The following is a 5787-nucleotide window of genomic DNA, read 5'->3' on the forward strand; positions in this document are numbered from 1 at the left end:
TCCGATGGAGCGCTTCTTCAGAAGTCTGAAAAACGAGTGGATACCGGTAACGTGCTACATAAGCTTCAGCGAAGCAGCTCATGAAATTACCGACTATATCGTGGGATATTACAGCGCACTCAGGCCGCATGAATATAACGGTGGGTTGCCACCAAACGAATCAGAAAATAGATACTGGAAAAACGCTAACGCGGTGGCCAGTTTTAGTTGACCACTACAGTTGAACCCGCGCCAGGGCGCAAATGCGCCTGCCCCTTTCCCCGATTTGTCATGACCGTTCCGCAGAGGTCATGACGCCGCCGCAGCCGTTTCTGAAGCGCAATAAGCGCTTAAAGCAAGATTGCTGCCAGAAATATGCGATTTCCCCTTGTGGTCTTGCCGCCGCCAAGTAACATATTATGTTATGGCTTATGGCCCGTTAGCGGGCCATAAGCCTTTTCCTATTAACTGAGTAAAAGAGTATTTTATGAGCGTAGTGCCTGTAGTCGATGTACTGCAAAAGCGCATGCCGGCTGACAGTGAAGTCACTGTACAGGGTTGGGTGCGTACCAGGCGGGATTCCAAAGCTGGAATCTCCTTTCTTGACGTCTATGACGGTTCCTGCTTCGATCCCTTACAGGCTGTCATTAATAATACTCTGCTGAATTATCAGAGCGACATTTTACGCCTGACCGCGGGTTGCTCAGTGTCGGTGAGCGGCCGGGTGGTCGAATCCCTGGGCGGGGGTCAGCGTTACGAAATTCAGGCCCAGGCAATTGAAGTGCTCGGCTGGGTGGACGATCCGGACACCTACCCCATGGCAGCCAAGCGCCACAGCGTGGAATATCTACGCGAGGTCGCTCATCTGCGGCCGCGCACCAACCTTATCGGCGCGGTGGCCCGAGTGCGTCATACCCTGGCGCAGGCCATTCACCGTTTCATGGATGAACAAGGGTTTTTCTGGGTGTCGACGCCGTTGATTACCGCTTCCGATACGGAAGGCGCCGGCGAAATGTTTCGCGTATCCACCCTCAATCTGGAAAATCTGTCACGTACCCTCGACGGCAAAGTTGATTATGATGAAGATTTCTTCGGCAAAGAGGCCTTCCTGACGGTTTCAGGACAGTTAAACGGTGAAAGTTACGCCTGCGCCTTGTCGAAAATCTATACCTTCGGCCCGACGTTCCGGGCGGAAAATTCCAATACCAGCCGCCATCTTGCCGAATTCTGGATGGTCGAGCCGGAGGTCGCGTTCGCTACCCTGGACGATGCGGCCGGTTTAGCGGAAGCCATGCTTAAATATGTGTTTCAGGCGGTATTGACCGAGCGGGCCGACGATATGCAATTCTTCGCCGAGCGGATCGATAAAGAGGCAATAAATCGTCTGAAACAATTTATCAGTGCAGATTTTGCCCAAGTTGACTACACCGAGGCGGTAAAGATCCTGCAAGACTGCGGTCAGACTTTTGAAAATTCGGTTTCCTGGGGCATTGATTTATCTTCGGAACATGAACGCTATCTGGCGGAAAAACATTTTAAAGCGCCGGTGGTGGTGAAAAATTATCCCAAGGATATCAAGGCGTTTTACATGCGAATGAACGACGACGGCAAAACCGTTGCGGCCATGGATGTTCTGGCGCCCGGCATCGGTGAAATCATCGGCGGGTCACAGCGTGAAGAGCGTCTGGACCGGCTGGACCAGCGTCTGGCGGAAATGGAACTCAATAAAGACGATTACTGGTGGTATCGGGATTTGCGTCGCTATGGAACCGTTCCGCACTCAGGTTTTGGATTAGGTTTCGAGAGATTAATAGTGTATGTCACGGGAATGCAAAATATTCGTGATGTAATACCCTTCCCGCGAAGTCCACGCAATGCCAATTTCTAAAATCCGGCATTTAATAGTAAGAAAAACGTATATATACGACACCAAGGCCAGCAGAGCTGGCCTTTCTCATTTCAAAGCTAAAAATATCTCACAAAGTTCCCTACATTTAGACATACATTTATTCCTAATGAAACATTATTACGACATTTGTATCATTTTCGAGGTAGATTAACGACTCTGTGAATGGAACACTGCCTGACTGATTGGCTTACTGCCTGATCCGACCCCGACCGTCAGGCCGGAGAAAGGGAGGGCGCTGCGTCAGAGAACCAGGCCGGCGATGGCGGCGGACAACACGCTGACCAGCGTGGAGCCGTAGATCAGTTTAAGACCGTAGTGGGAGACAACGTTGCCCTGTTGCTCGTTCAGGCCTTTGATGGCACCCCCGATAATGCCGATGGAAGAAAAGTTGGCAAACGAAACCAAAAATATCGACAGAATGCCCACCGAGCGCGGCGATAACTCACCGGCGACTTTCTGCAAATCGATCATGGCGAGGAATTCATTCGACACCAGTTTGGTGGCCATGATGCTGCCCACCTGTAGCGCTTCCTGCGCCGGCACGCCCATCACCCAGGCAAAGGGAAAGAAAATATAGCCGAGAATGCCCTGAAAGCTAATACCGAATAGCAGGATAAACAGCGCGTTTACGGCGGCAATCAACGCAATGAAGCCGATAAGCATCGCCGCGACGATCATCGCCACTTTGAAACCGGCGAGGATATATTCACCCAGCATTTCAAAGAAGTTTTGCCCTTCGTGCAAATGGCTCATCTGCAGGTCTTCTTCTTTCTCGACCCGATAGGGGTTAAGCAAAGACAGAACAATAAAAGTACTGAACATATTCAGCACCAGCGCCGCCACGACATATTTCGGCGCCAGCATGGTCATATAGGCGCCTACAATAGGCATGGACACTGTTGACATCGCCGTGGCGGCCATCGTGTACATGCGGCGCTCGGACATTTTGCCAAGGATATCCTTATAGGCGATAAAGTTCTCTTGCTGGCCGAGGATCAGTGAACTGATGGCATTGAACGATTCCAGTTTGCCCATACCGTTTATCTTGGATAACACGGTGCCAATGATGCGAATGATGAAGGGCAGCACGCGGATATGCTGCAGAATGCCGATTAGCGCTGAAATGAACACAATCGGGCACAACACGTTCAGGAAAAAAAACGCCAGCCCTTGTTTACTCATATTACCGAACACGAAACCGGTGCCTTCAGCGGCAAAACCCAGCAATTTATCAAACAGGGCGGAGAAACCTTGCACGAAACCCAGGCCTATCTGGGAATTGAGGAAGAAATAGGCGAGCAGGATTTCAATGGCTAACAGCTGGATAATGAAACGGACGCGAACGCTTTTACGATCTCGACTCACCGACATTGCCAGGCTTGCCACTACGGCAAGCGCCAGGACAAAGTGTAAAATGCGGGACATAGGTGCTCCAAAAATGAGGCAGGCAGAGTTCGCCGCTCATTCTATGTAACGGGGCAGCTAAAAACGAGTTTTTAGTTGCGAGTATAGCAAAATTCTCTTTCTCCTCCCTGGGAACATTCCCTGACGCCGGAAAATTTTAGTTCTTATGTTAATAATAATGGTTAAAAGGTAAAGTTTTATGCTAGGCTGAAACTTAGCATGTGCTATATTTTTGGCCGCTAAGGTGAAAGATAGCGCGTTCGGGCCGCCCATCGCGTGGCGGATTGTGCATTCACGGTTGCTATCGCAAAGATAAGCAGAATCGCCTTAAATGTACTTGATGATCATTAGCATTTATATGCTATTTCATAAACATGTGAGTTAATAAGGGTTATTGCTATGGTGGACAGCCGTGCTGCGGATAATGCTAACCGCGCCGCGAGAAAAGTGAAGCTTTCCTTACTCGGACCCGCTTTCATCGCCGCGATTGGTTATATCGATCCCGGTAACTTTGCCACCAATATTCAAGCGGGCGCCAGTTTTGGCTATCGGCTGCTGTGGGTGGTGGTGTGGGCCAATATCATGGCGATGCTGATTCAGCTTCTGTCCGCCAAATTAGGCATTGCCACCGGCAAGAACCTGGCCGAGCACATTCGCGATCGTTTTCCTCGTCCCGCGGTGTGGGCTTATTGGGTGCAGGCCGAAATTATTGCAATGGCGACCGACCTGGCCGAATTTATCGGCGCCGCCATCGGCTTTAAAATGCTGCTCGGGGTGTCCTTGCTGCAGGGCGCCATCATTACCGGCATCGTTACCTTTTTGATTTTAATGTTGCAAAATCGCGGCCAGAAACCGCTGGAAGTGGTGATAGGCGGTCTGCTGTTATTTGTCGCCGCCGCCTATATCGCCGAGCTGTTTTATTCCCGTCCGGCGATAAAGGAATTGTGCGCCGGCCTGCTTTGGCCGACGCTGCCTAACGGCGAAGCGGTGTTTTTGGCCGCCGGCGTGCTGGGCGCCACCATCATGCCGCACGTCATCTATCTTCACTCCTCGCTGACCCAGAACGGACGGGTAGGGAGCCGCGCTGAACGTTATTCCTCCACCAAACTGGATGTGGCTATCGCCATGACCATCGCCGGCTTCGTCAATTTGGCGATGATGGCGACGGCGGCGGCATTTCATTTCAGCGGTCATACCGGCATTGCCGATCTGGATGAAGCCTACCTGACACTGGCGCCATTGCTCAACCATACCGCCGCCACGGTATTCGGCTTAAGTCTGGTTGCGGCGGGGTTGTCCTCCACGGTCGTGGGCACCATGGCCGGGCAGGTGGTGATGCAAGGATTTGTGCATTTCCATATTCCGCTGCTGCTGCGGCGGGTGATAACGATGCTGCCGTCGTTTGTGGTGATTATGCTAGGGCTTGGTCCGACGCGCATTCTGGTGATGAGCCAGGTGCTGCTCAGCTTCGGCATCGCGCTGGCGCTGGTGCCGCTATTGGTGTTCACCAACAATCGCCAATTGATGAACGAATTGGTCAACTCGCCCGTGATTAAGGCGCTGGGCTGGCTGATTGTGGCGGTGGTCGTCACGCTGAATATCTACTTGCTGATCGGCACCGCCATAGGACACTAAATTCAGGCCAGGATGGCGTCGATGTCGGCCAGCTCCCGCGCGCTGAATTGCCGGTTGGCCAGCATAGCGAGCGCATCGTCAATCTGCGCGGTTTTGCTGGCGCCGATCGTCACGCGATCGCCGCGCAATACCCCACGCCAACACCATTTGCGCCAGTTTTTGCCCGCGCGCGACGGCAATCGCGTTCAGACGACGGACTTTCGCCATTTTTTCCTCGGTTAATTGCGCCCCAGAGAGAAATTGGCTCTGGCTGGCGGCACGCGAGTCTTCTGGAATCCCGTTAAGATAGCGATCGGTCAGAACCCCACCCCCCAGCGGCGAAAAGGCTATCGCGCCGACGCCGTGGTTGGCCAGACTGGATAATAGCTGCGGCTCTACCCATCGTTCAAACAGGGAATATTTCGGCTGATGGATAAGGCAGGAGGGGGGTATCCAATTCACGCAACAGTTGAAATGCCTGTTCCGCCAGCGGCGCAGGATAATTCGACAGCCCGATATAAAGTGTTTTGCCCTGGTGCACCAGAAGATTGTAGTGGCACACTGAATTTGGCCACCTGAACAAAGGTGATATGCTCACCTCAGAACAACATGGGTGCACCAATAAAAAGAAGAAATTTTAGTCCTAAATTTAAACGCGAATCCGCTCAACCGGTTGTCGACCAAAATTACACCGCCGCGCCAGCAGCAAAAGCCATGGACGTCGGCTTTTCTACGATGACGAAATGGGTAAAACAACTGCGTGATGAGCGACAGGGGAAAACGCCAAAAGCCTCTCCCATAACCCCGGAACAAATCGAAATACGTGAGCTCAAGAAGAAGGTACAACGCATTGAAAAGGAAAACGAAATATTAAAAAAGGC

At 52.0% G+C, this 5787-nt stretch carries 5 protein-coding genes and 1 pseudogene; 4 read left to right on the forward strand and 2 right to left on the reverse strand.

What is annotated here, in order from left to right:
* A partial coding sequence (locus ACTBDU_RS15730; RefSeq protein ID WP_438807123.1) for an integrase core domain-containing protein occupies nt 1-211 on the forward strand: 211 nt, incomplete at its 5' end.
* A gap of 255 nt (nt 212-466) precedes the next feature.
* Complete coding sequence (gene asnS, locus ACTBDU_RS15735; RefSeq protein ID WP_438807124.1) at nt 467-1867, forward strand: asparagine--tRNA ligase; 1401 nt, start codon at nt 467-469, stop codon at nt 1865-1867.
* Nucleotides 1868-2128: 261 nt separating this feature from the next.
* Here asnS and ACTBDU_RS15740 read toward each other — a convergent pair whose 3' ends face one another.
* On the reverse strand, nt 2129-3313 hold the full coding sequence (locus ACTBDU_RS15740; protein WP_438807125.1) for a NupC/NupG family nucleoside CNT transporter: 1185 nt from the start codon (nt 3311-3313) through the stop codon (nt 2129-2131).
* A 378-nt stretch (nt 3314-3691) separates the two neighbouring features.
* Between ACTBDU_RS15740 and ACTBDU_RS15745 the strand changes: the two genes are divergently transcribed.
* On the forward strand, nt 3692-4927 hold the full coding sequence (locus ACTBDU_RS15745; protein ID WP_438807126.1) for an Nramp family divalent metal transporter: 1236 nt from the start codon (nt 3692-3694) through the stop codon (nt 4925-4927).
* 2 nt (nt 4928-4929) lie between these two features.
* Here ACTBDU_RS15745 and ACTBDU_RS15750 read toward each other — a convergent pair.
* Nucleotides 4930-5450, reverse strand: a pseudogene (locus ACTBDU_RS15750) (aldo/keto reductase); the annotation flags it as partial.
* 77 nt (nt 5451-5527) lie between these two features.
* Between ACTBDU_RS15750 and ACTBDU_RS15755 the strand changes: the two are divergent.
* A partial coding sequence (locus ACTBDU_RS15755; protein WP_438807127.1) for a transposase occupies nt 5528-5787 on the forward strand: 260 nt, incomplete at its 3' end.

It is taken from the genome of Sodalis sp. (in: enterobacteria), assembly GCF_051710625.1.
In the GTDB taxonomy this organism is placed as follows: domain Bacteria; phylum Pseudomonadota; class Gammaproteobacteria; order Enterobacterales; family Enterobacteriaceae; genus JBPESN01.